Genomic DNA, 23,195 nt, shown 5'->3' on the forward strand with positions numbered 1-23,195 from the left:
GAGAGAACTTTCCGCGTTTCCGATTTTCCCGTCGGGTCACCTATCATGCCGGTAAAATCGCCGATGAGAAAGTATATTTCGTGCCCCAACTGCTGAAACTGACGCAGTTTATGGAGCAAAACGGTATGGCCCAGGTGAAGATCAGGGGCGGTGGGATCAAAACCAGCCTTGACTCTTAAAGGAACGCCGGTCGCAGATGATTTCTCCAGCTTCTCGACCAGCTCTTTTTCCAGCAGGATCTCCACTGCGCCACGCTTGATTATTTCCATCTGCTCTGCAACAGTCATAACGCCTCCAAAACTCGATTCAAGCCCGGTCAGCCACATGAAACGGAAATTCGCTCAATTGATATAGCCTTTCCCGATGTCTCATTAACCTCTATAACCACGGCGTTGAGCCGGATGTTCTTTTTCGCCACTTCAAATTTTGTCGGCAGCTGTGTGAGGAATCTCTCGATAGCCTCTTCCTTGCGCACACCAATTACGGAGTCAAAGGCCCCGCACATGCCGGCGTCGGTCATGTAGGCGGTGCCGCCTGGGAGAATACGCTCGTCCGACGTTTGCACATGGGTATGAGTGCCCACAACTGCACTGACGCGACCGTCCAGGTAAAAACCGAGAGCCGCCTTTTCCGATGTGGCCTCGGCATGAAAATCAACAAATATGATGGGAGTTTCGACATTCAGTCGCTCTATCTCCCGGTCTGCGACTCTGAACGGGCAGTCAAGGTTATTCATAAAGACCCGCCCTTCCAGGTTAAGCACCGCGACCTTGACACCGCCGGCGGTTCTGATGATTGCACTACCCTGCCCCGGCGTTCCTTCAGGGTAATTTGCCGGCCTGACCAGTTTTTCTTCCTTTTTAATGAAAGATAAGGCGTCTTTTTTGTCCCAGATGTGATTACCGCTAGTGAGCATGTGGATACCACAGCCAAAGAGGTCTTTGGCCGTTTCCTCGGTGATGCCGAAGCCGCCGGCAGCATTCTCTCCATTGGCTATGACAAGATCGACAAAATAGCGGTCAATCAGGCGATGCAGCTCATAAGAAAGAGCCTGGCGCCCCGGCTTTCCGACAACATCTCCCAGAAACAGCAGTTTAACGGGCATATTCGGTAGCTCTGGTCTCTCTGATGACATTTACCTTTATCTGTCCAGGATAAGTCATTTCAGTCTCGATTTTTTTGGCAATGTCTTTGGCTAGAATCAGGGAGCGTTCGTCGCTGACCTCTTCACTGGCCACCATGACCCTGATCTCGCGTCCGGCCTGAATAGCAAATGAGTTGGTCACGCCGCTGAATGATGAAGCAATCCTCTCCAGATCGTCAAGCCGCTTGACGTAGGTTTCCATCATCTCGCGACGGGCACCGGGACGGGCTCCGGATAGGGCATCGGCGGCCTGAACAAGCACGGCAAGCACAGTTGCCGGCTTTTCGTCCTCGTGATGGGCCATGATCGCATGGATTATTTTTGGAGATTCACCGTATTTTTTGGCCAGTTCGGCACCGATAACCGCATGTGAGCCTTCTACCTCATGGTCAACAGCCTTTCCCAAATCATGTAAAAGCCCGGCTCTCTTGGCCTGCTTCACGTTGATGCCAAGCTCGGAAGCCATGATTCCGCAGAGAAACGCCACTTCCAACGAATGCTGATACACATTTTGGCTGTATGATGTCCTGTATTTGAGACGACCAATCAATTTGAGTATCTCGGGATGAATTCCATGAACACCCAAGTCGAAGGCAGCTTGTTCGCCGGCTTCTTTCATCGCCTGCTCTATCTCTTCCTCAGCCTTGGCGACAACCTCTTCAATTCTTCCAGGATGAATCCTGCCGTCAGCAATGAGTTTCTCCAGGGAAAGTTTGGCTACCTCCCGGCGTACCGGATTGAAACCAGAAAGAATCACCGCTTCGGGTGTATCGTCAATAATGAGATCTATTCCGGTTGCTGCTTCCAAAGCCCTTATGTTGCGCCCCTCACGGCCAATGATACGCCCCTTCATTTCATCCGAGGGGAGTGCAACAACCGAAACAGTTCGTTCTGCAACATATTCTCCGGCGTACCGCTGAATGGCAAGGGCCATTATTTCCTTGGATTTTTTGTCTGCAGTTTCTTTCGCTTCTTCCTCAATGGCCTTGATGCGCTTGGCTGCATCGAGTTTGGCTTCGTTTTCCATTGTTTCCATGAGGATCTTCTTTGCTTCTACAGCCGTCATACCGGATATATTTTCAAGCCTTGTCCGCTCTTCGCTGATCAGCTGGTTCAACTTCTCTTCTTTTTGCGCAACTCCCTGTTCCTTGGTGACAAGGGTCTGCTCTCTTTTAATAAACTCGGCATCCCTCTGGTCGAGAAGGTTCACCTTCTTGTCCAGGTTTTCTTCCTTTTGCTGCAACCTCTTTTCTAGTGCCTGAAGATCCCGGCGCTTTTCCTTCGTCTCCCTTTCAAATTCTGCCTTGGCCTGATAAACAACATCCTTTGCCTGCAAGGTTGCTTCTTTGGTGATGGTTTCAGCCTGACGCTTTGATTCTTCCAACATCTTTGCAGCCAGTTCCTCAGCTGAGGCAACTATGGCATCGGAAGACTTCTTCCTTAACAGATTACCTATCAAAAAGCCCACGGCAGCAGTTATTACTGCTAAAACAATTGTTATCATATCTATTTTCAAACTATGTACCTCCCTTCTATATGTTTAAATCAAGGACGGATAATCCTTGTCTCGCTGAAAATCAGATCCATGGTTACATCATGTGGTTCACCGACAATTTCATCAACCAGTTGGAAATCATAGCAGAGTCCTACGAATTTGCCGCATCCCTCAAGGAGGTGAAGCGTCCGATCATAGAAGCCTTTTCCATAACCGATTCTGCGTCCGTTTATATCAAAAGCAACGCCGGGAATAACAAAAATGTCGATGGTTTCGGGCAAATGGATAATGTTTTTTTCTCCCGGCTCCTCAATACCGAAAGCACCGTTCTCCAAGTCGGAGGCAGCATGAATCTGCCTGAAAGTTAGCTTGTTGCCGTCCACAACAGGATAAAGGACCTTCTTCCCGAGAAAAAAAGAGCGGCGCTGTAAAGCGACAGTATCAACCTCATGATGGATCGGCGCATAAAGTGCCAGGCTTTCAGCCCGCAGAAACTCGGAAGAGCCCATGAAAGATTGCTGAATCCGGAGACTGTGTGCTTCAACTTCTAAAGGGGACAACGCTCTTCTTTTGGACAACATAAGCCGGCGAAGTGAATGCTTTGGCATGCGGCCTTTCTCGATGGTGCGAAGCAGACAGTTTTGGGGCAAGCCCATTAACAGGAGGGAACTCTGGAGGGAGAATGGAGGAGGAATGTCAGGTTAGGCGGGGACTGTCGGGTAAAGTCGCCAGTAATGTGCATCAGCCACTAAAGCAACCGTTAACCCCACTGGACATATTAACCATATGTATTACAGCCACCTATCAGCGAAACGAGGCAATAGGTGAAAACTAGAAAATCTGCCTCGAAAAACTATTACCGACCCTGCATCCAGAACCACTTATATGAAAAATCTCCCTTGAGAGACCCTGAAAAACTTATCTTACCGAATCCATTCGCTGAATCAAACCAGCAATCCTGAAATCTTCGTCTTTTCTGCTACTTTCCAATCTGTCAAGCACTGCCAGGTAATCCTCCGCCACATTCAAAAGGGTCAGGATAACTGCCACCTGGTTATCGACCGTATTTCCCGAGTTTAAAACCTGCTCCACCCTCTTATTGACGAATGATTCCACCTTACGGACTGTGCCTTCATCAGCAGTGCTTCTAACGCTGATCTCCCGACCCAACACCGTTATTCGGTGTGAAACGTTCAAAGATGATCAACCTCTTGGAGCTTTTCCAAAATTGCATCTATACGTGACTTGATGCCGTTCCTGTCAAATTGCAATTTGGCGTTCTCTGTTCTTAACAGCTCGTTTTCCTGCTTCAGTGTCATGTTAATCTGTAAAAGCCGTTCGACTTTCCGTTCAAGTTCATCGAATAAACTACTGTCCATGGATCCACCTTTTCGCCAGGAATATTAAGTAAATACCCGACAAAAGTCAAGGTGATTGTTAAATTAACTAAAAGATAGCATCGACAAATTCCTGCGGTTCAAACTCCCGGAGGTCTTCTACACCCTCACCGACACCTATATAACGAACAGGTAACGAGAACTCATGGCTCACCGCCACCACTATCCCCCCCTTGGCGGTTCCGTCAAGCTTAGTGAGAATGAGGCCGGTGACTTGTGCCGCCTCCTTAAAGAGGCTCGCTTGTGAAATGGCGTTCTGGCCTGTTGCTGCATCTAATACCAACAGGGTTTCATGGGGTGCACCCGGAATTTCACGTTCTATTACCCGGCGGATCTTTTTCATCTCTTCCATGAGATTGACCTTAGTATGCAGGCGCCCCGCTGTATCGATCAAAAGAACATCACAGCCTCTGGCTAGGGCTGCTTTGCATGCGTCAAAAGCTACGGCAGATGGATCAGCCCCCTCCTTGTGGCGCACGACTTCGGCGCCAACCCTTTCCCCCCAGATCTCCAGCTGTTCGGCAGCCGCTGCACGGAATGTATCCCCTGCAGCCAGCAAGACTTTTTTTCCGGCGAGCCTGTACTGGGCTGCCAGCTTGCCAATCGTCGTCGTTTTGCCCACACCATTGACACCGATAACCAGAATGACAAACGGCTTGGCGGCAATTATATCAAGACCCGATTCCACTTGCACCAGTCGATTGGTGATTTCCTGTTTAAGCGCTGCTTTCAATGCATTCCCGTCTTTGAGTTCGTTCCTCTTCAGACGCTGTTCAAGGGTTCTTATCAACTCAACGGTAGTTTTCACTCCTATATCGGCAGTAATGAGAATTTCTTCCAGTTCTTCCAGAACATCGGCATCAATCTGTTTTTGGCCTAAAAGGAGGCTGTCGATCCTGCCGACAATGCTTTCATGGGTTTTTGTAAGCCCCTGCTTCAGGCGATCAAAGAAACCTGTCTTTTCCTTGGGCTCCGCAATTTCAGCATTCACAGCCTTTTCCTCGGCCTCAGTGGCCGAAGTATCAGCAGTAAATTTATCCAGCAGGCCCTTAAAGAACCCTCTTTTTTCTTCGGCCATCAATAAATCTCCTTTATCAACAACTGAATAGTGCGTGCAAAACACCTTTCCGCCCGTGCCAGCAGTATATCATTGTCCATGGTCATCACCAGGGAATAGTCAGAGCCGACGACACCGACAATAAAAAGCTGATTCTCCGTCTTTATCGCCAGATGGGTCAACGCTCCAGCTGTTGGAAATCCGGCAAGAACCTCCTTCAACTGGCCGATGATTATTCCCTGATGGGCTGCTGTCACCTTAAGTTCGTATGTGTCGGCAAGACAATATTGCTCAACCGCTTCCCCCTCCCAATCTGCCAGAATGGCCCCGGTTGAGCCGGGTGAATTTTCCACCAGTTCCTTCAAAATGGCTTTAAAAGGCAATTCCAACTCCTAACCAGCTCCGCATGATGCGCCCGCTCAAAATATAATTAGTTGAGTTTTACTGAGACCAGCTTCGAAACGCCCGGCTCTTCCATGGTAACGCCGTATAATGTGTCGACAACTGCCATGGTTGTTTTATTGTGGGTGATTATGATGAACTGTGAAAATGCGCTCATCTCCCTTACCATCTCGTTGAAACGGCCGATATTGGCATCATCCAGCGGCGCATCAACTTCATCAAGAAGACAAAATGGCGTAGGTTTTATCAGGAACAGGGAGAATATCAAAGCTACCGCACTGAGGGCTTTCTCCCCCCCGGAGAGAAGAGTAACGTTCTGCAGCTTTTTGCCGGGAGGCTGAACAATGATTTCCAAGCCGCTTTCCAGCAGGTCGTCCTCGTTCGTCAGTTTCAATTCCGCTCTGCCTCCGCAGAAGAGGCGCGGAAACACCTCCTGGAACTTTTCGTTGACCAGGTGAAATGTTTCAAGAAAGCGCCTGCGGGTGGTCTTGTTGATCCGCTGGATTGCCTTTTGCAATGAACTGAGGGAATCCTCAAGGTCTTCCTTTTGTTCATCAAGGAATAAAAAGCGTTTTTCAAGCTCTTGAAATTCTTCTATGGCTGTCAGGTTCACATCGCCCATCTCGTCGACAACCTTCATCAGCTCATTTTGCCGGGAGCGCTTTTCGGCCTCATTATATTCAATGTTACCGTACTTTGGGAGTATATCTGCTATTCCGGTCCGAAACTTATCAAGTACCTGTGTTTCAAGCTGGCTTAGTTGCATGGAAAGCTGTGTTGCACTAAGAGTGTGATTTGAAATTGCTTCCTTTGAGGTTACTACCAATTCCCGCAGTTTTTTCTGCTTAGCCTCGTCTTCCCTGTGAGCGCTTATCTCAAACTCGTACTCTTCCTTCAGTTTGCTATAGGAAAGTTCAAAAGAGGCCTGCTTTTCCAACAGGGCCTTCAGTGACTCTTCACTCTGCTGGATCGAGAGAACCAGTTTCTCCCGATCCAGAATAGATTTTTCAACCTCTGCAGCATGGTCTCCTGCTTGCTTCTTCAGTGCTGTCATCAACGATTCAACTCGCAGGAGGTCTTGATTGATCGCGTCTGTTTTCTCCTTGAGGGAAGCAACCTTGACCTTTCTGGCCGTAACAGCTTCGCGGGCGTCGGCAATGATTTCTTTTCGTGCCTCCCACGACTGTTGCAGGCTTGCTAATTCCAGCTCCAGCACTGATTTTCGCTCATCACCCTGTAAAACAGCCTTTTTTAGGTCCGAGATCTCCCTTTCAAGCAGAATTTTCTCTTCGTCAAGCTGTTCATTTTCAATGGTACCGACCGAAGCCCTCTCTTCTAATCTTCCAACCTCTTCACGAGCCCGCGTCAAATCTTTCTCTGCATTCAACAACTCAATTTCAGCCTGATGCAGTTTCTGCCTTATATCCCGTAACCCCTCTCCTGCAGTCGCTACGTCCTCTTTCAACTGAGTTCTCCGCTCTTCCAGCTCGGAAATTTGCTTCGTAAGAAGCTCTGCTTCCAGAGAAAGCTCTTTAATTTCACGTTTTTTGTGAATAAGCCCTTGGTAGGCGGCCTCCGGTGAGCCGCCGTTAACGATAGAGCCTGAGTGGACCATATCACCTTGAGAGGTGACAAACATCAGGTGCGGTGACTGCTTGCCGAGGATCAGCGCCTTCTCGAGGCTGTCGACAAGATATGTATGGGCCAGTAAGGGTTCTATGTACTCCCTGAATGGATCAACTATGCTGATATTATCCAAAAGACAGACAGCCTCAGGAATCAGCAGTGGCTTCTGCTGTTTACACGGCTGCTGCAGGACAAAACTGCACCTCCCCCCCGACACCTGACGCAGATGGGCAACAGCACTTAAAGCATCACTTTCCTGGTCACATACCAACCATTGGAGCCTCTCGCCAAGGGCTACCTCTACCGCAGCCTCAAAGGCTTCACCGGTTTCGACCATATCGGCGACCATACCATTGAACTTGCTTTTAAAGTCATCATTGGAGAGGAGGGTGCGGATCCCCTGCCCATAACCGGCAAACTGTGCCTCCAACTCCTGCAATGATTTCAGGCGGGAAGATTTTGCTGTAAATTGATTGCGTTTGTCATGAAGGGCCGTTTCCGTTGAAGAAAGAAGTGACTTCAACTCCCCTTCGCGCAGGACAAGAGCATTCATCTCCTCAACATCTTGCTGCGTCACCTCTTTGATTTTTTTGCAGGAATTCTCAAGTTTCAAGACGGCCTGAAATGCCTCCTCCCTTTGCTCCTGCAGTTTAATGATCTCTCTCTGATTCCGCTCGTATTTTTCCACCAGTAATTCGAGACGCTTCACGTCTGCAGCAAGCTTGTTGTTTAACTGGGCATTGTTGGATAGCACTTGGAACAATCCGTTCCTTGCTTCCTCAATCTTTGCCGAGGCGCCCTGTTCCGTCCTGGAAGATTCATCCAGAAGGCGCTCATCTTCCACCAGCTGGCTCGACTCACGCTGCAGCTCTGCGATCAGTGAGATCTTCTGCTCATTCAATGCAGCAAGCTCGGTTTGAGCTTCTGTGTGGCGAAGAGCGCAAGTATCCTGCTCTTGTCGGGATCGTTCAAAGAGTCGGTCGAGGTTTAACAGTTCCTTTTTGTGAAACTCACGGCGGCTATCTCCTGCCATAAGCTCACCTTTCATCCGATATATCTCTTCCTGCGCCTTTTGAATGCGCTCTTCACGCTCTACAAGCAGCAGACGTTTCTGTTCAAAAGCCAGTTCGCCTTTTTCCTGATCGATAATCTGAACGGAAAGTTCTTTCTTCAGTAGATCAAGTTGCCGATCAAGGTCTTCTTTTTCCTTCATCAGCGCAGCATATTTCTTTACGGAAAAGAGAAGCTCTATCTCTTTCAGTTCCTCCCTGCACTCCCTGAATTTTTCGGCTTTCCTGGCCTGCCGCTGCAGTCCACCCAGTTGCCGCCTTATTTCCGTAATTATATCGGTGATCCTGAGCAGGTTATTTCGGGTGAGCTCGATTTTCTTCAGAGCCACCTGCTTGCGAGCCTTGAACTTGGTAACTCCCGCCGCCTCCTCGATAAGGACACGACGTTCCTCCGGCTTTGAGTGGAGGATCATTCCTATCTTGCCCTGCTCAATTATGGAATAGGCTCTTGCACCAACACCAGTGTCCATGAAAAGCTCGGCAATATCGAGGAGTCGGCACTGGGATTTGTTAAGCAGATATTCACTTTCACCGTCGCGGTAGAGCCGCCTGGTAACCTGGATTTCGCTGTAGGTTAGGTATTTGGCAGGAACGCGGCCATCTTCAGTGGAAAAAACCAGTGAAACCTCGGCCATGCCCAAAGGTTTCCGGCTTTCGCTGCCGCCGAAAATGATATCCTCCATCTGCTTGCCACGGAGGTTCTTGGCTGATTGTTCCCCCATGACCCAGCGGATTGCATCAACCACATTCGATTTGCCGCAGCCATTAGGACCGACAATGCCGGTAATGCACTGCTGGAAATCCAGGGAAACCTTGTCGTGAAAGGATTTAAAGCCTATTATGTCGACCCGTTTTATTTTCATAAGCGATAGATAGTAACAGAGTGACTCTTTTGTTGTAAAGTTTTAGATGGGGCTGCATCGACGTATGGAGCCGGTTTTCACCCCTTTAAAGATAAAAAAAAAGGCACAGTTTCCTGTGCCCTTTGCAAAAAAGTCGAGTTTTGGTTCTAATCAGCTTTGGCTTCGCAATCCTCTGCCGGATCCTTGACACCCTGTACTTCTGCCTCTTCAGCAGGTGCGGCATCATTTGCGGTGGCTACTGGAGCCGACTCTGCGGTTGCAGAGGCAGCTTTTGCAGCTACCTTGGTAGCAGGTTTCTTGGCAGCGATCTTCTTTTTAGCCTTGGGTGCCTGTATTGTCTCTTCCACGAGTTCAATAACTGAAAGAGGTGCGTTATCCCCAGGACGAATACCGAGCTTGATGATGCGGGTGTAGCCACCGGCACGCTCAGCATACCGTGGTGCTATAGTAGTAAAGAGCTTGGTAACGACCTTCTTGTCACGAATAAAAGAGGCTGCCTGCCGCATAGCATTGAGGTCGCCCTTTTTGCCAAGAGTGATCATTTTCTCTGCAATGGAGCGAAGTCCCTTTGCCTTAGCATCAGTAGTCGTTATTCTTTCGTGATTCAGGAAGGAAGTAACCATGTTTCTGTACATGGCTATCCTGTGACTTGTGGTTCTTCCTAATCTTTTGCCTGCATTATTATGACGCATGACTGCTTGTTCCTTTCTCGTTTAAGCCTTGCGGTTATTCTTCTTCTTTCTGCTCGCCCCTGAGACGTCGCATAATTTCAGGGTCGGGAAAGTTGTCCAGTTTCATCCCCAGCGTCAGCCCCATATCAACAAGAATATCTTTTATCTCATTGAGAGACTTTCTGCCGAAGTTCTGCGTTTTAAGCATTTCAGCTTCGCTGCGGGAGACGAGTTCACCAATGAGCTTTATGCCGGCGTTCTTAAGGCAATTTGCCGAACGAACTGACAGTTCAAGCTCATCTACGGAACGGTAAAGATTCTCATTCAGCCTCTCACGCTCCTCCATGGGCTCAGCCTCTTCTACAGGCTCTACCTCCTCATCAAAATTGATGAATATGGTCAGCTGATCCTTGAGAATTTTTGAAGCATAGGCGACTGCATCCTGAGGCTTGACGCTGCCGTCAGTCCAGACTTCGATGGTAAGCTTGTCATAATCGGTGATCTGACCGACACGGGCATTGGTAACAGTAAAATTCACCTTGGTTAAAGGTGAAAAAATCGAATCAATGGGTATGGTTCCAACAGGTGCCTTTTCATCGCGATTCCGATCGGCGGGCACATAACCTTTGCCGAGCTTTACAACCATCTCCATTTCCAGGTTTGCATCCTTGGAGCATGTGGCAATGTGATGGTTCGGATTGAGTACTTCTATATTGGGATCCGTTATGATATCGCCTGCCCGGACAATTCCTTCGCCTTTCTGGGCGATTCTGACGACCCTAGGCTCATGGCCGTGCATTTTAAAGCGCACACCTTTCAGGTTCAGAATAATATCCGTAGCATCTTCCGTAACACCTGGAATCGCTGAGAACTCGTGCAATACACCTTTAGCCTTTACAGACGTGATGGCAGCACCTTGAAGTGAAGAAAGAAGAACCCTGCGCAGAGAGTTGCCGAGTGTGGTCCCGAAGCCGCGCTCAAAAGGCTCCGCATAAAATTTACCGTATGTATTTGTAAGCGATTCAGTCTCAACCTGGAGCTTCTTAGGCTTGATCAGGTCGCGCCAGTTTTTGTACATGTAATTCCTCCCTATACCGGGGTCTTTGAAGCTTTTACTTGGAGTAGAGCTCTACTATAAGCTGCTCTTGGATCGGCATGGTGATGTCTTCCCTGACAGGAAGGGTCTTTACCGAGCCCTTGAAAGCTCCCTTATCAAGCTCAAGCCATTGCGGGATTCCCCGCCGAACAACAGCTTCAAGAGACTCATTTATAGAAGCTACTTTGCGGCTTTTTTCCCTGAGCTCGACAGTATCTCCGGTCTTAACCTGGATAGAAGGAATGGTGACCTTTTTCCCGTTCAGGGTGAAATGGCCGTGTCTTACCAGCTGACGAGCTTCTATTCTAGAGGAAGCGAAGCCGAGCCGATAAACTATGTTATCGAGGCGCCTCTCAAGGAGGAAAAGCAGGTTTTCACCTGTTACACCTTTCAACCTGTCGGCTCTCTCAAAATAACCACGGAACTGGTTTTCTAGTATCCCATATATACGTCTAACCTTCTGTTTCTCACGAAGCTGCACACCGTAATCAGAAGTTTTTGATCTTCCTTGCCCATGCTGACCCGGGGGATAATTTCTTCTCTTGATGGCACATTTATCCGTATAGCAGCGCTCACCTTTGAGGAACAGTTCTGTATTTTCCCTTCTGCACAATCTGCATGAGGGGCCTGTATATCTAGCCAATGAAGACCTCCTTCACTCTTTCCTGAAAATTATTAAACTCTTCTGCGTTTTGGGGGACGGCAACCATTATGGGGAATTGGTGTTACGTCGCGAATAAAACTAATTGAGAAGCCTGCTGCCTGAAGAGCACGCAGTGCGGATTCACGACCGGAGCCAGGTCCTTTCACATAAACTTCAACGCTGCGCATTCCATGTTCCTGAGCCTTTTTTGCACAATCTTCTGCAGCTATCTGTGCAGCAAAAGGTGTGCTCTTACGGGAACCTTTGAAACCTTTGCATCCAGAAGTAGACCAGGCAACAACATTACCAACCGGATCAGTAATGGTGATCATGGTATTGTTAAAAGTGGCTTGGATGTGAGCCACACCATTGGGAATATTTTTCTTTTCTTTCTTCTTTTTTACGATTTTCTTAGCCGGGCTAGCCATTATTCCTCCAAGAACTTGACACTATTTCTTCTTACCTGCGACAGTACGTGCAGGTCCTTTTCTCGTACGTGCGTTGGTCTTGGTCCTCTGACCGTGAACGGGCAGGCCTTTTCTGTGCCTGAGCCCCCGGTAACAACCCAGATCCATCAATCGCTTTATATTCATAGAGATATCACGGCGAAGGTCGCCTTCTACCTTGACGTTCTTGTCTATGTTTTCCCTGATCTTGGCGACTTCTGACTCGGTCAGATTGTCGCTGCGAGTATTGGCATCAACGCCGGCTTCAGCCAGTATCTTCTGCGATGTCGAACGACCAATTCCGTAGATATAGGTCAAAGCTATCTCAATCCTTTTATTCCTTGGTAAATCTATTCCAGCGATACGTGCCAATGCCCGTCCCTCCTATTCGTAACTATTTGACCTAACCCTGTCTCTGTGAATGCTTGGGAATATCGCATATTACCCGCACAATGCCCTTACGTTTTACAATTTTACATTTTTCACAGATTTTTTTTACTGAAGCTCTTACCTTCATAAATAATTTCCTCTCATCTATTTGCATTAAAGCGTAGTCAGTATCTCGGGGCCATTTTGTGTAATGGCAACAGTATGCTCAAAATGCGCCGATAGGCCACCATCAACGGTTACCGCCGTCCACCCGTCTTCAAGAACCTTGACATCAGGCTTCAACTCATTAATCATCGGCTCAATAGCCAAGACCATTCCCGGCTTTAGTTTAACACCACGCCCTGGAGGTCCATAGTTCGGTATCTGTGGGCTCTCATGAAGATTTCTACCAATTCCATGACCAACAAAGTCCCTTACCACAGAGAACCCTTGTGCTTCCACATAAGCTTGCACTGCATGGGATATATCTGAAAGCCTGTTATCAGCTACAGCCTGCTTGATGGCAACATAAAGTGATTCTTCAGTCACCTTGAGAAGCTTTGTCGCCGTCTCACTAACCGTGCCGACAGGAATTGTCAATGCGGCATCACCATAAAAGCCGTCAATTACAAGACCGAAGTCGATACTGATTATGTCGCCACTGATTAGTTCCCGCTGGGATGGCATGCCATGAACTACCTGATTATTAACGGAGCAGCATAAGGAATAGGGATAACCTCCATACCCTTTGAATGCTGTCTTGGCCCCCAGCTTGGCAGCCTCACGTTCTGCAATGGCGTTCAGCTCCAAAGAGGAGATTCCTGGCAGAATCGACTTTTTCAAAAGCTTCAGTATCTCAGCTACTGCCCTACACGAGACCCGCATTCTGTCTATCTCTTGTGAAGATTTAAGAATGATCACCCTTTTTCAGCCTTGCAGTATCGATACGATCTTTTGCTGTATCTCTTCCATGGAACCCACACCCTCTACCGATCTGAGCAAGGATTTATTTTTGTAGTATTCCACCAGAGGCGAAGTCTGCTGCCAATAGACCTCAAGCCTCTTCCGCATAGTGTCTTCACGATCGTCATCCCGTTGATACAGCTCACCGGAACACTCATCGCAGATCCCGGAGCTCTTAGGAGGATCGAAAGACACATGAAAACCTTTCCCACAGTTACGACAAGTTCTCCTGCCGGTAACCCTCTCAAGAAGCTCTTCATTGTCAACCACTATGGATATGACATGATCAATCGAGCGCCCGAGACCTGACAATACCTTTGCCAGCGCATCAGCTTGAGCCACTGTCCTAGGAAAACCGTCCAGAATAAAACCATTAGAGCAGTCGGCAAGATTCAGCCGCTCCTGGATAATACCAACAACCACCTCATCAGGAACGAGTGCACCAGCATCCATGAAGGATTTGGCCTTACCGCCCATAGGGGTCATATCTTTAACGGCTGCACGAAGTATATCACCAGTTGATATCTGAGGAATCCGATACTTCTTTATCAGCAGTTTAGCCTGAGTGCCTTTACCAGCACCAGGCGGTCCCAAAAGAATCAGGTTCATGGTAATTTCCTTACAGACTAACGCCTACCCTTAATCTTTACACCCTTCATAAACCCTTCATAACTGCGGGTTATGAGGTGAGACTCAATCTGCGCAACAGTGTCCATGCCAACACCAACGGCAATAAGCAGCGCAGTACCACCAAAGTAAAAGGGCAGATTGAACTTCCCTATAAGTATCGAAGGCAGAACACAGACGGCAGAAATATAGATGGCACCGGCAAATGTCAACTTGGTCAATACCCTGTCAAGAAACTCCGAAGTCTCCTTGCCGGGCCTTATACCGGGTATATACCCCCCCTGCTTCTTGACATTTTCAGCCACGTCAACAGGGTTAAAAGTTACAGCCGTATAGAAGTAACAAAAAAAGACTATAAAAGCAACATAAAAAAGGTTGTACACCCAGTTTCCGGGCGTCAAGCTTTTTGAAGCCTTCTGCACCCATGGAATGTTGATGAAATTGCCAACAGTCGCCGGAAACATTATAATAGACGAGGCAAAGATCGGGGGGATAACTCCCGCCATATTGACCTTGAGCGGAAGGTGCGAAGTTTGCGTCCCGTAAGTCTTTAATCCGACAACACGCTTTGCATAATGAATCGGCAGCCTACGCTGTCCTCGCTCGACGAAGACGACAGCAGCAATCGCCAGAAACATCAGCGCAAGCACAAATATAATTGCAAAGAGTGGAATCTCACCGGTCTTAAGAAGTCTAAAGCTGTTAAGAATAGCTGTCGGAATGCGGGCGACGATGCCTGCGAAAATTATCAGGGAAATCCCGTTGCCGATGCCCTTTTCTGACATCTGCTCGCCGAGCCACATGATAAAAGCCGTTCCGGCCGTCAATGTGATAACAGTCATGATCCGAAATCCCCAGCCGGGGCTTGGCACAACCAATTCCCCTGCCGGGCCTCTCATGCTTTCAAGACCGATGCTTATACCCAGTGCTTGTACTACACTCAGCACTATAGTGCCGTAACGGGTATATTGTATAATTTTTTTCCGGCCGGCTTCCCCCTCTTTAGATAACTTTTCGATAGCTGGCACAACCACAGTCAGCAACTGAAAAATGATGGAGGAAGAAATATATGGCATGATACCGAGTGCAAAAACGGTGAGCTTTTCTAATGCGCCACCAGAGAACATATCGAAGAGTCCCAGGAGGGTCCCCTGCGCTTGCTTGAAGAAGTGCGCCAGCGCTTGGCTGTCAATGCCAGGAGTTGGGATATGACACCCTACCCTGTACACTGCAAGCATTGCCAAGGAGAAGAGAACTCTTTTTTTCAGTTCAGGAATTTTAAATATGTTCTGGAAGGCCTCTAACAAGGTTATATCTCCTCGACAGTTCCACCGACAGAGGTAATTTTATCCCGTGCTGCTGCACTGAACTTGTGGGCTTTTATGGTGAGAGACTTGGTCAACTCCCCAGAAGCAAGGATTTTGATACCATCGCATATATCTTTAACCAAGCCGCTTTTCTGCATTGCCTCAACATCTACACAACTGCCTTGCTCAAAAGCGTCCAGTTGAGAGAGATTCACAACAGAGTATACTTTTTTAGACAGCGGCTTAAAGCCACGTTTGGGCAGCCTGCGATGCATAGGCATCTGGCCGCCTTCAAATCCGGCCTTAACACTGCCGCCACTGCGAGCCTTCTGGCCTTTGTGACCCTTGGTAGCTGTTTTACCATGGCCTGAACCTGTTCCACGACCTATTCTTTTTCTATTTTTTGAAGCACCTGCTGCTGGCTTTATGCTGTTTAATTCCATATGACACCTCAAGAGGATTACTCATCAACTTTTAGCAGATGGCTCACTTTATTGATCATGCCCCTGACTTCAGGCGAGTCTTTTAAAGTGACCGTCTTTTGCCGCTTGGTCAACCCTAGACCATTGAGAACAGCCTTAACGCTGGTCGATTTTCCTATATGACTTCTGACAAGGGTAACTTTTACTTCTGCAGACATATCTTGTACTCCTTAAGCTTTTTTGCTACTGCTCTGCGAGGCCCCTTCTCATGATCAGTTCTTCCGGCGTCCTGAGTCTCATCAGACCGGCGAAGGCAGCTTTCACTACGTTATGTGGATTATTGGAACCAAGACATTTAGCAAGAATGTTATGAACTCCTGCCGATTCAAAAACAGCCCTGGCTGCACCGCCCGCGATTACGCCGGTACCAGCGGATGCAGGCATCATCAGAACTTTCCCGGCTCCGAAACGGCCTTCGATCTCGAAGGGTATTGTCTGTCCCTCAACAATAGGAACCTTGATGAGATTCTTTTTGGCCTGCTCCACCCCTTTTCGGATAGCTTCCGGCACCTCATTTGCTTTGCCGAGTCCATAGCCGACGTATCCATTCCCATCACCGACAACAACAAGTGCGGAGAAACTGAAACGCCTGCCTCCCTTGACAACTTTAGCGACACGGCTGATATGAACAACTCTGTCCGTTAGATTGATCTCGTTTGGGTTGATCTTAAGCAATTAAATCCTCCTTAAACTGTCCCTTAGAAGGACAAGCCGTTTTCACGAGCAGCTTCTGCAAGCGCCTTGATCCTACCATGATAAAGAAAGCCGTTTCGGTCAAATACAACCTTGGATATTTCTTTAGCCAGTGCCTTTTTAGCAAGTGCTGCGCCTACTTTCTGGGCAGCCTCTTTATTACCGGTATAATCAAGACCAGTGCTGACCTCATCAAGTAAAGTCGAAGCCGAAGCGACAGTCGAGCCGTCAGCATCATTGATCAGCTGGGCATAAATATGCTTAGCCGATTTAAAGACATTGAGTCTTGGACGCTCAGCTGTTCCTTTAATTTTTTTTCTGACCCGTACTTGCCTCTTCAGGCGGGAATTTTTTTTCTGGGATAGAGAACTCAATGCCCTTCTCCTTCTTTTATCTTTGGCTATTTTTTACCGGTTTTGCCGGCTTTTCTCAGGATAGTCTCGTCGGCGTATTTGACACCCTTACCCTTGTATGGCTCAGGTCCACGAAAATCTCTAATCTTTGCCGCAGTCTGACCGACAAGTTCCTTGTCCACACCCTTCACGAGGATTTTGGTCATTTTGTCAACTTCCACGTTTATTCCCTTGGGAAGTGAAAAATTGATCGGATGGGAGTAGCCCAGACTCAGGTTGAGGACATCCCCTTTAAGTTCTGCCCTGTAACCTACACCGTTGATTTCTAAAGCGGTCTCAAATCCTTTTGTTACACCGGTCACCATATTATTGATCAGAGTACGGGTGAGGCCATGGGCTGAACGTGACTTTATACCATCATCATCTCTGGATACAGAGATATGGTTTTCGGTCATTTCTATGGTAACGCCGGACATGATGGTTCGGGAAAGAGTGCCTTTGGGACCAACAACTTGCAGGTTGGAGTCTGTATAGGATATTTTTACTCCCTTGGGGATCTCAATGGGAAGTTTTCCAATTCTAGACATGCTTTTGCTCCTTTAATACTACCAGACTGTGCAGATAAGTTCGCCGCCAATACCAAACTCTCGAGCAGACTTATCGGTTATGATACCCTTGGATGTTGAAAGTACGGCTACACCAAGCCCGTTTTTTACCTTGGGGATCCCGTCGCTGTCCACATAGACTCTGCCACCCGGCTTGCTGACACGCTTGATCTCGTTGATGACATGATCCTTTTCATCAATATATTTGAGATAAACACGCAATACACCCTGCTTGTTATCTGCGATAACCTTATAGTTCTTGATGAATCCTTCATTCCTCAGAAGGTTGGCCAAGCTAACCTTCAGATTTGATGAAGGAATATCAACTTTTTGATGCTTTGCCATACCAGCATTCCTGATTCTTGTTAGCATATCGGCAATCGGATCAGTCATCGACATTGAATCTACTCCTCTTTCCCTTTAACTTTAAATACTACCAGCTTGATTTGATGACCCCGGGGATTTGACCAGAAGAGGCAAGTTTTCTTAAGCAAATCCTGCACATGTCAAATTTTCTATAGTAAGCTCTAGGACGCCCACACAAAGGGCAACGGTTATACTCACGTACCTTGAATTTGCTTCCACGTTGCGCTTTTATAATCATCGATGTTTTTGCCACTGGTTCCTCCGAACTGGTCTTTAATTCCTGAAAGGCATGCCCATTAGCTTCAACAGGGCTTTTCCCTCTTCGTCATTCTTTGCAGATGTAACTATCGTTATATTAAGACCTTTAATTTTGTCGATCTTGTCATAATCTATTTCCGGAAAAATGAGCTGCTCCTTCACTCCCAGAGAGTAATTGCCTTTACCGTCAAATCCCTTGCCGGAAATACCTTTGAAGTCTCTGACACGGGGCAGAGAAACATTGATCAGACGGTCAAGGAATTCATACATTTTTTCCCTGCGCAAAGTCACAGCGCAACCAATGGGCATTCCCTGGCGAAGCTTGAATCCCGCTATGGATTTTTTCGCCTTGGTGATAACCGGTTTTTGGCCGGCGATCAGGGCCATCTCAGATACAGCAGAATCAAGAATCTTAACGTTCTGAATTGCTTCGCCCAGTCCCATATTGATGACGATTTTCTCCAATTTGGGAACCTGCATAATGTTCCGGTAGTTAAAATCCTTCATCAGCTGTGGAACCAGCTCTTTATTATAAAGCTCATTTAGCCGTGCCATTCAATCCTCCAAACTATTTGTCAAATGCCTCGCCGCATTTTACGCAAACCCTGACTTTTTTGCCATCTTCGAGGGTATTGGTGCGTGTTCGCACGGCTTTATCGCATTTGCTGCAATATATCATAACGTTAGAAACGTGAATCACTGCTTCCTTTTCCACGATGGAACCAGACTCACTTCCACGGGGCTTTGTATGACGTTTCGTTATGTTAACCCCTTCAACAAGGATTCCATCTTTTTTGGGGAGGATTTGCAAAACTTTACCCGTCTTTGCCTTGTCCTTACCAGCAATAACGACAACCGTGTCATTCTTTTTTACATGCAGTTTTTTGCCCAGCATTGATTTATCTCCAAGATAAAAATTAAAGGACTTCCGGTGCCAGAGAAATAATTTTCATGAATTTCTTTGCTCGCAGCTCTCTGGCAACGGGGCCGAATATACGAGTACCAACCGGTTCCTTCTGGTTGTTGATTACAACTCCGGAATTACCATCAAAACGGATATAGGAGCCGTCAGGCCGACCGATTTCTTTAGCGGTCCGTACAACAACAGCCTTTACCACGTCCCCTTTCTTGACTTTAGAATTGGGAATAGCTTCTTTAACGGAAGCTACTATGATATCACCTATACCAGCGTATTTACGTTTGGAACCGCCCAGTACTTTTATGCAAAACAGCTTTTTTGCACCGGAGTTATCGGCAACATCCAAAATAGTCTGCATCTGTATCATTAGTTACTCCTACCTAAGCGTTTCGCTCGATGATCTGTCTGACTTTCCAGCGTTTATCCTTGCTCATGGGGCGAGTTTCGACAATTAGAACCCTGTCGCCGGTCTTGCAGCTGTTGTCGACATCATGGGCCTTGTATTTAGCGGATCTCTTAATATATTTGTTGTAGACGCTGTGTTTGATAAGGCGATCAACCTTAACTACGACTGTTTTGTCCATTTTGTCGCTGACTACAACACCAATCTGGGTTTTTCTATTGCCACGTTCACTCATATAGCCTCTCTAGCCCCTTTTCGCGCGGAGTACGGATTTTACCCGTGCAATGTCTTTCTTTATGCGAGCTGGTTTTGACGTGTCTTCCAGGCGACCGGTATGAAGCTGGAACTTCAGGTTGAAGAGCTCTTTGGTTAATTCAGCTTCCGTCGATCGGAGTTCGTCAACGGTAGATTTATTCAGATCACTAGCCTTCATTGGCGTCCTTCCTTGATGTAAATTTAGTGGGTATAGGAAGTTTGTGCGCAGCGAGCCTGAAAGCCTCGCGGGCCACTTCTTCGGTAACACCCTCCATTTCGTAAAGGATCCGGCCCGGTTTGATCACGCAGACCCAAGAGTCAGGCGATCCTTTGCCCTTACCCATACGAGTTTCAGCCGGCTTTGCAGTCAACGGCTTGTCAGGGAAGATACGGATCCAAATTTTACCGCCCCTCTTGATATAACGGTTCATGGCAATACGAGCAGCTTCGATCTGTCTGGAGTCCAGCCAGCCGCATTCCGTCGCCTGCAGACCGTAATCTCCGAAAGCCAATGAGACGCCTCTCTGAGGGGTGCCGGACATCCGCCCCTTCATTTGCTTTCTATGCTTAACTTTCTTTGGCATTAACATCGCGAAAAACTCCTGTTTCTATTATTTGCCGGAGAGCACTTCACCCTTGAATATGAGAACCTTGACACCGATAATCCCATATGTGGTTTTCGCCTCAGCAAAACCGTAATCAATATCTGCTCTCAAAGTATGAAGGGGTACCCGCCCTTCACGATACCATTCGGTACGGGACATTTCAGCGCCACCGAGGCGTCCTGAGCAGGTAATTCTTATACCTTTTGCACCAAACTTAAGGGAAGAGGTGACGCTTTTCTTCATGGCCCGCCGGAAAGCAACACGCCGCTCAAGCTGCAGTGCTATGTTTTCCGAGACCAACTGTGCGTCAAGTTCCGGTTTCCGCACTTCCTGAATATTCAGATAAACTTCCTTGTCGGTAAGTTTGGCCAGTTCCTTTTTCAGGGTCTCGACCTCTGATCCCTTCTTGCCGATAATGAGACCTGGACGAGCAGTGTATATGTTAATCTTGGCTTTTCCTGCCGCACGCTCTATTTCAATCTTGGAAACACCAGAATGATACAGACGTTTTTTAAGAAAAGATTTCAGCTTCAAGTCTTCATGAAGAAGCTTGGCAAAATCCTTTTCCGCGTACCATTTCGAGTCCCAGGTTTTGATAACGCCAAGTCTGAAACCAATAGGATTTACTTTCTGACCCAAAACTTCACCTCCAAGCTGTAAGCTTATTTCTTCTCCGCCAGTACAACACAAATGTGACTGGTCGGTTTTCTTATTTTGCTTGCTCTACCCATGGCCCGCGGCACAAATCTCTTCAGAACAGTACCACCGTCAACATATATGGTTTTTACATAAAGACGGTCCACATCAGCTACCCCTTTTTGCTCGGCATTAGCAACAGCCGAAGAGAGAAGCTTCGAAACGAGCTTTGCCGATGGCTGCGGCGAGAAGCGTAATGTATTGAGAGCGTTCTGTATCCCTTTCCCTCTGACCATGTCTACTACCAAGCGGGTTTTACGGGGAGATAAACGAGCAAATGATAATTTGGCGGTTGATTCCATTCATAACTCCTTTGAAAACTTACTTCTTTTTCAGCTTGCTTTTTTTGTCGGCGGCATGCCCGAAAAAGGTCCTGGTGGGAGCAAATTCGCCCATTTTATGACCCACCATGTTTTCGGTAACAAAGACCGGTATGAATTTTCTACCATTGTGCACGGCAAACGTCAGGCCGATAAAATCAGGAGTTATCGTAGAACGTCTAGACCATGTTTTAATTACTTTTTTGGACGATGCTCCCTCTGCCTGAACTTTAGCTTCTAGGTGAGCGTCTACAAAAGGTCCTTTTTTTATCGATCTTGCCATCTGAAAATACCTCTGTTCGGTTTAGATATTATTTTGTCCGTCGCTTAACGATGAATCTGGTGGAAGTCTTATTGGTTCTCGTCTTGTATCCTTTGGTCGGGATACCCCATGGAGTTACGGGGTGACGGCCCCCAGAAGTTCTACCTTCACCACCACCGTGGGGATGGTCGACGGGGTTCATGGCAACGCCCCTTACTTTAGGACGCTTGCCAAGCCAGCGGGAGCGACCTGCTTTGCCGATGGAAACATTTTCGTGGTCCAGGTTTCCCACTTGCCCGATAGTTGCCATACAATCCATGAGGACCATACGCACCTCACCGGAAGGAAGTTTAACCTGGGCATATTTTTCTTCCTTTGCCATAAGCTGGGCAAAGGTGCCGGCGCTACGAGCAAGCTGCGCTCCTTTGCCGATTTTCAACTCGATATTGTGAATAATGGTACCCAAAGGGATCGAACGGATTGGCAAAGCATTTCCAGGTTTGATATCAGCGCTGGTACTCGCTACAACAGTATCCCCTACCTTAAGGTCAAGCGGAGCGATAATGTATCTTTTTTCGCCGTCAGCATAATTCAACAGAGCAATCCTGGCGCTGCGATATGGATCGTATTCCACCGAAGCTACTTTGGCCGGAATATCCCGCTTATCACGACGAAAGTCGATGATCCGATACTTTTGCTTATGACCACCGCCAATATGGCGCGAAGTGATCCTGCCAAAATTGTTACGACCACCTGTTTTTTTCAACTTTACTACAAGAGATCTCTCGGGCTGGCTGGTGGTAATTTCCTCAAATGTTGAACAGGTCTGATGCCTGCGGCCTGCTGACGTTGGTTTGTAACTTTTGATAGCCATTATCTAAACTCCGCAAAAAGGTTTATGCTTCAAAGAAATCGACATTGTTACCCTCTTTAAGGGTGACGTAGGCCTTTTTCCAATTTGAACGTTTGCCTATATTTTTTCCGACTCTCTTGATTTTGCCTGCCACATTGACAGTCTTAACAGATTCAACTTCAACATTGAAAAGAGTCTTGACGGCATTTTTTATTTCGATTTTATTGGCATCATTGTCAACAATGAAGGAGATGACATTGTGGTCATCTTTTTCAATGGTAGTTTTCTCAGTGATCAGCGGCTTTTTTATAACACTGTAGATGTTCATGACTGTAATGCTCCTTCTACTTTGCGCACCGAATTTTCTGTGAAAATTACTCGCTGATATTTCATAAGATCAAAGATGTTAAGTCCTTCAGTTTTCAACACCTTGACGTTCTTAATGTTGCGTGCGGAAAGCTCCAGGTTACGATTTTCAGCATCAGTAACAACAAGCGCCTTATCAAGGGAAAAGCCTTTCAAAACGCCGACGAAATTTTTGGTGGAAACCGTATCGAGGTTTATTGCATCAAGAACAGTCAGTTTGTCATTTTTGAACAGCAGGGACAGCGCAGACCTAAGGGCAGCCCTTCTTGCTTTCTTGTTCATGGACAGATTATAAGTTTTTGGTTGGGGGCCGAAGGCAACACCGCCGCCCGGATACTGGGGAGCCCTTTTACAGCCCTGACGAGCCTGACCGGTTCCTTTCTGCTTAAAAGGCTTTTTCCCGCTGCCGGAGACAGCAGCCCGGTTCTTGACTGCCACCGTGCCCGCACGACGATTCGCCAGCTGAATTTTAACAGCCTCGTGAATAAGGTATTCCCTTACTTCATCGTTAAAAACCGCGTCACTGAGCTCAATCTCACCGACTTTTTTGTGACTTGTATTATAAACATCAAGTTTTGCCATA

At 47.4% G+C, this 23,195-nt stretch carries 37 protein-coding genes (1 of these 37 cut by a window edge); all 37 read right to left on the bottom strand.

Annotation, left to right across the window (positions count from 1 at the left end):
* Nucleotides 1-287, bottom strand: the 5' end (the start) of a protein-coding gene (tyrS, locus tag GEOB_RS17865; protein ID WP_012648657.1) for a tyrosine--tRNA ligase. It extends 925 nt beyond the left edge of the window; only the first 287 of its 1,212 coding nucleotides appear in the window; the start codon lies at nt 285-287; its stop codon lies off the left edge, out of view.
* 29 nt (nt 288-316) lie between these two features.
* A complete protein-coding gene (locus tag GEOB_RS17870) occupies nt 317-1,105 on the bottom strand; it encodes a TIGR00282 family metallophosphoesterase (protein WP_012648658.1) in 789 nt (262 codons plus the stop codon).
* A complete protein-coding gene (gene rny, locus GEOB_RS17875; RefSeq protein ID WP_012648659.1) occupies nt 1,095-2,660 on the bottom strand; it encodes a ribonuclease Y in 1,566 nt (521 codons plus the stop codon). Before rny ends, GEOB_RS17870 begins: the two co-directional genes overlap by 11 nt.
* A gap of 29 nt (nt 2,661-2,689) precedes the next feature.
* Nucleotides 2,690-3,295 (bottom strand): 5-formyltetrahydrofolate cyclo-ligase, encoded by a 606-nt coding sequence (locus GEOB_RS17880; protein WP_327049802.1) that lies wholly within the window; start codon nt 3,293-3,295, stop codon nt 2,690-2,692.
* A 262-nt stretch (nt 3,296-3,557) separates the two neighbouring features.
* Complete coding sequence (locus GEOB_RS17885; protein WP_012648662.1) at nt 3,558-3,836, bottom strand: cell division protein ZapA; 279 nt, start codon at nt 3,834-3,836, stop codon at nt 3,558-3,560.
* On the bottom strand, nt 3,833-4,018 hold the full coding sequence (locus GEOB_RS17890; protein WP_012648663.1) for a cell division protein ZapB: 186 nt from the start codon (nt 4,016-4,018) through the stop codon (nt 3,833-3,835). Before GEOB_RS17890 ends, GEOB_RS17885 begins: the two co-directional genes overlap by 4 nt.
* Nucleotides 4,019-4,085: 67 nt before the next feature.
* Entirely contained in the window at nt 4,086-5,114 is a 1,029-nt protein-coding gene (ftsY, locus tag GEOB_RS17895; protein WP_012648664.1) for a signal recognition particle-docking protein FtsY, read from the bottom strand.
* A complete protein-coding gene (locus GEOB_RS17900) occupies nt 5,114-5,476 on the bottom strand; it encodes a roadblock/LC7 domain-containing protein (protein WP_012648665.1) in 363 nt (120 codons plus the stop codon). Before GEOB_RS17900 ends, ftsY begins: the two co-directional genes overlap by 1 nt.
* A gap of 47 nt (nt 5,477-5,523) precedes the next feature.
* The gene (gene smc, locus GEOB_RS17905) at nt 5,524-9,054 is read right to left on the bottom strand and encodes a chromosome segregation protein SMC (RefSeq protein WP_012648666.1); all 3,531 of its coding nucleotides are present in this window, start codon (nt 9,052-9,054) and stop codon (nt 5,524-5,526) included.
* Between the two features lie 146 nt (nt 9,055-9,200).
* Complete coding sequence (rplQ, locus tag GEOB_RS17910; RefSeq protein ID WP_012648667.1) at nt 9,201-9,746, bottom strand: 50S ribosomal protein L17; 546 nt, start codon at nt 9,744-9,746, stop codon at nt 9,201-9,203.
* Nucleotides 9,747-9,780: 34 nt separating this feature from the next.
* A complete protein-coding gene (locus tag GEOB_RS17915; RefSeq protein ID WP_012648668.1) occupies nt 9,781-10,803 on the bottom strand; it encodes a DNA-directed RNA polymerase subunit alpha in 1,023 nt (340 codons plus the stop codon).
* Nucleotides 10,804-10,837: 34 nt separating this feature from the next.
* Nucleotides 10,838-11,464, bottom strand: coding sequence for a 30S ribosomal protein S4 (rpsD, locus tag GEOB_RS17920; RefSeq protein ID WP_012648669.1), 627 nt, complete (start codon nt 11,462-11,464; stop codon nt 10,838-10,840).
* Between the two features lie 32 nt (nt 11,465-11,496).
* Nucleotides 11,497-11,892 (bottom strand): 30S ribosomal protein S11, encoded by a 396-nt coding sequence (gene rpsK, locus GEOB_RS17925; protein WP_012648670.1) that lies wholly within the window; start codon nt 11,890-11,892, stop codon nt 11,497-11,499.
* Between the two features lie 21 nt (nt 11,893-11,913).
* Nucleotides 11,914-12,282, bottom strand: a complete 369-nt coding sequence (rpsM, locus tag GEOB_RS17930; protein ID WP_012648671.1) for a 30S ribosomal protein S13 — start codon at nt 12,280-12,282, stop codon at nt 11,914-11,916.
* A 31-nt stretch (nt 12,283-12,313) separates the two neighbouring features.
* Nucleotides 12,314-12,427 carry a 50S ribosomal protein L36 gene (gene rpmJ / locus GEOB_RS19875; protein ID WP_083767176.1) on the bottom strand — a complete coding sequence of 38 codons (114 nt, stop codon included), beginning with the start codon at nt 12,425-12,427 and terminating at the stop codon, nt 12,314-12,316.
* A gap of 26 nt (nt 12,428-12,453) precedes the next feature.
* Nucleotides 12,454-13,200, bottom strand: a complete 747-nt coding sequence (map, locus tag GEOB_RS17935) for a type I methionyl aminopeptidase (RefSeq protein WP_012648672.1) — start codon at nt 13,198-13,200, stop codon at nt 12,454-12,456.
* A gap of 6 nt (nt 13,201-13,206) precedes the next feature.
* Nucleotides 13,207-13,851, bottom strand: coding sequence for an adenylate kinase (locus GEOB_RS17940; RefSeq protein ID WP_012648673.1), 645 nt, complete (start codon nt 13,849-13,851; stop codon nt 13,207-13,209).
* 17 nt (nt 13,852-13,868) lie between these two features.
* A complete protein-coding gene (secY, locus tag GEOB_RS17945; protein WP_012648674.1) occupies nt 13,869-15,176 on the bottom strand; it encodes a preprotein translocase subunit SecY in 1,308 nt (435 codons plus the stop codon).
* Between the two features lie 2 nt (nt 15,177-15,178).
* Nucleotides 15,179-15,619, bottom strand: coding sequence for a 50S ribosomal protein L15 (rplO, locus tag GEOB_RS17950; protein WP_012648675.1), 441 nt, complete (start codon nt 15,617-15,619; stop codon nt 15,179-15,181).
* A 17-nt stretch (nt 15,620-15,636) separates the two neighbouring features.
* Nucleotides 15,637-15,816: a 50S ribosomal protein L30 gene (gene rpmD, locus GEOB_RS17955; RefSeq protein ID WP_012648676.1), complete on the bottom strand. Its 180-nt coding sequence runs from the start codon at nt 15,814-15,816 to the stop codon at nt 15,637-15,639.
* 25 nt (nt 15,817-15,841) lie between these two features.
* The gene (gene rpsE, locus GEOB_RS17960; protein WP_012648677.1) at nt 15,842-16,333 is read right to left on the bottom strand and encodes a 30S ribosomal protein S5; all 492 of its coding nucleotides are present in this window, start codon (nt 16,331-16,333) and stop codon (nt 15,842-15,844) included.
* A 23-nt stretch (nt 16,334-16,356) separates the two neighbouring features.
* A complete protein-coding gene (gene rplR / locus GEOB_RS17965; RefSeq protein ID WP_012648678.1) occupies nt 16,357-16,725 on the bottom strand; it encodes a 50S ribosomal protein L18 in 369 nt (122 codons plus the stop codon).
* Nucleotides 16,726-16,751: 26 nt separating this feature from the next.
* Nucleotides 16,752-17,291 carry a 50S ribosomal protein L6 gene (rplF, locus tag GEOB_RS17970; RefSeq protein ID WP_012648679.1) on the bottom strand — a complete coding sequence of 180 codons (540 nt, stop codon included), beginning with the start codon at nt 17,289-17,291 and terminating at the stop codon, nt 16,752-16,754.
* Between the two features lie 18 nt (nt 17,292-17,309).
* A complete protein-coding gene (gene rpsH, locus GEOB_RS17975; protein WP_012648680.1) occupies nt 17,310-17,708 on the bottom strand; it encodes a 30S ribosomal protein S8 in 399 nt (132 codons plus the stop codon).
* Nucleotides 17,709-17,742: 34 nt separating this feature from the next.
* Complete coding sequence (locus GEOB_RS19880) at nt 17,743-17,928, bottom strand: type Z 30S ribosomal protein S14 (protein ID WP_012648681.1); 186 nt, start codon at nt 17,926-17,928, stop codon at nt 17,743-17,745.
* A 20-nt stretch (nt 17,929-17,948) separates the two neighbouring features.
* Nucleotides 17,949-18,488, bottom strand: a complete 540-nt coding sequence (gene rplE, locus GEOB_RS17980; protein ID WP_012648682.1) for a 50S ribosomal protein L5 — start codon at nt 18,486-18,488, stop codon at nt 17,949-17,951.
* 13 nt (nt 18,489-18,501) lie between these two features.
* The gene (gene rplX, locus GEOB_RS17985) at nt 18,502-18,828 is read right to left on the bottom strand and encodes a 50S ribosomal protein L24 (protein ID WP_012648683.1); all 327 of its coding nucleotides are present in this window, start codon (nt 18,826-18,828) and stop codon (nt 18,502-18,504) included.
* 22 nt (nt 18,829-18,850) lie between these two features.
* Complete coding sequence (gene rplN / locus GEOB_RS17990) at nt 18,851-19,219, bottom strand: 50S ribosomal protein L14 (RefSeq protein WP_011938005.1); 369 nt, start codon at nt 19,217-19,219, stop codon at nt 18,851-18,853.
* Nucleotides 19,220-19,232: 13 nt separating this feature from the next.
* Nucleotides 19,233-19,490 carry a 30S ribosomal protein S17 gene (gene rpsQ, locus GEOB_RS17995; RefSeq protein ID WP_012648684.1) on the bottom strand — a complete coding sequence of 86 codons (258 nt, stop codon included), beginning with the start codon at nt 19,488-19,490 and terminating at the stop codon, nt 19,233-19,235.
* A 9-nt stretch (nt 19,491-19,499) separates the two neighbouring features.
* The gene (gene rpmC / locus GEOB_RS18000; RefSeq protein ID WP_012648685.1) at nt 19,500-19,688 is read right to left on the bottom strand and encodes a 50S ribosomal protein L29; all 189 of its coding nucleotides are present in this window, start codon (nt 19,686-19,688) and stop codon (nt 19,500-19,502) included.
* Nucleotides 19,678-20,100 (bottom strand): 50S ribosomal protein L16, encoded by a 423-nt coding sequence (gene rplP / locus GEOB_RS18005; protein ID WP_012648686.1) that lies wholly within the window; start codon nt 20,098-20,100, stop codon nt 19,678-19,680. Before rplP ends, rpmC begins: the two co-directional genes overlap by 11 nt.
* A gap of 21 nt (nt 20,101-20,121) precedes the next feature.
* Complete coding sequence (rpsC, locus tag GEOB_RS18010; RefSeq protein ID WP_012648687.1) at nt 20,122-20,754, bottom strand: 30S ribosomal protein S3; 633 nt, start codon at nt 20,752-20,754, stop codon at nt 20,122-20,124.
* A 23-nt stretch (nt 20,755-20,777) separates the two neighbouring features.
* Nucleotides 20,778-21,113 carry a 50S ribosomal protein L22 gene (rplV, locus tag GEOB_RS18015; RefSeq protein WP_012648688.1) on the bottom strand — a complete coding sequence of 112 codons (336 nt, stop codon included), beginning with the start codon at nt 21,111-21,113 and terminating at the stop codon, nt 20,778-20,780.
* A 19-nt stretch (nt 21,114-21,132) separates the two neighbouring features.
* Nucleotides 21,133-21,414: a 30S ribosomal protein S19 gene (gene rpsS / locus GEOB_RS18020; RefSeq protein WP_012648689.1), complete on the bottom strand. Its 282-nt coding sequence runs from the start codon at nt 21,412-21,414 to the stop codon at nt 21,133-21,135.
* Nucleotides 21,415-21,442: 28 nt separating this feature from the next.
* Entirely contained in the window at nt 21,443-22,267 is an 825-nt protein-coding gene (rplB, locus tag GEOB_RS18025) for a 50S ribosomal protein L2 (RefSeq protein ID WP_012648690.1), read from the bottom strand.
* A gap of 22 nt (nt 22,268-22,289) precedes the next feature.
* A complete protein-coding gene (locus GEOB_RS18030) occupies nt 22,290-22,574 on the bottom strand; it encodes a 50S ribosomal protein L23 (protein ID WP_012648691.1) in 285 nt (94 codons plus the stop codon).
* The gene (rplD, locus tag GEOB_RS18035; RefSeq protein ID WP_012648692.1) at nt 22,571-23,194 is read right to left on the bottom strand and encodes a 50S ribosomal protein L4; all 624 of its coding nucleotides are present in this window, start codon (nt 23,192-23,194) and stop codon (nt 22,571-22,573) included. The genes GEOB_RS18030 and rplD overlap by 4 nt, the downstream gene beginning before the upstream one ends.
* Nucleotide 23,195 lies beyond the last annotated feature (1 nt).

It is taken from the genome of Geotalea daltonii FRC-32 (genome assembly GCF_000022265.1).
GTDB classification, from domain to species: domain Bacteria; phylum Desulfobacterota; class Desulfuromonadia; order Geobacterales; family Geobacteraceae; genus Geotalea; species Geotalea daltonii.